General features: G+C 41.7%; 1 protein-coding gene. It reads right to left on the reverse strand.

Features of this window, described 5'->3' with window-relative positions:
* Window positions 1–19 precede the first annotated feature (19 nt).
* A complete protein-coding gene (locus tag R8O10_RS26550) occupies window positions 20–490 on the reverse strand; it encodes a hypothetical protein (protein ID WP_005460677.1) in 471 nt (156 codons plus the stop codon).
* Window positions 491–578: the final 88 nt, after the last annotated feature.

Genomic DNA, 578 nt, shown 5'->3' on the forward strand with positions numbered 1-578 from the left:
CAAAAGAAGCACTCGATTTTTAAAATCGGAAACCTAAACCTACCTCAAAGCCTTGTTGCCAATCTTGGTAATCCAACGTCGCGTGAATGTCTAACTTATCGGTAATTTTCACGCGGCTAGAAAGTTCAGCAGCGAGGCTACTGTCTTCGGTTTGAATGCCGTTGCTATTCTCAGATTTGTAAGATCTTACGGTACTTTTTACGGTGACACGATCATTGAAGTGGTAGCTGATCCCGCTGAGAAAGCCGCTTTGGTTTTGAGTCGGAGAGTTATTGACTCGCGCACCTACATAAAGGTCAACAGAATCAAAAAGTTCATAGGCGTAGCCACCATCAATATTCCATACATCAAAGCTGTCGGTTTGGTAACTTTCACTCGAGATAAAGAGTTTGTGAGGAGACGTGCTTGTTTTCCCTGGAAGGGGAGGGAGATCGTTAGCAAAAGAAACGCCAGACACTAAAAACAGTAACAGAAAAAGCCATTTTTTCATGTCCACCACTCCTTGTGTCTAACTTTTTTATTAGTATCTGCTAAAAGCTTCTCACTATTAAAGCATAGAATATGAAAGCCAACACATC

The sequence above is a fragment of the Vibrio sp. 1727 genome (assembly GCF_033344415.1).
Lineage (GTDB): Bacteria > Pseudomonadota > Gammaproteobacteria > Enterobacterales > Vibrionaceae > Vibrio > Vibrio alginolyticus.

Excerpts from the sequence above, each read along its gene's own strand:
- R8O10_RS26550 (WP_005460677.1), bottom strand. The coding sequence starts at position 490 with ATGAAAAAATGGCTTTTTCTGTTACTGTTTTTAGTGTCTGGCGTTTCT.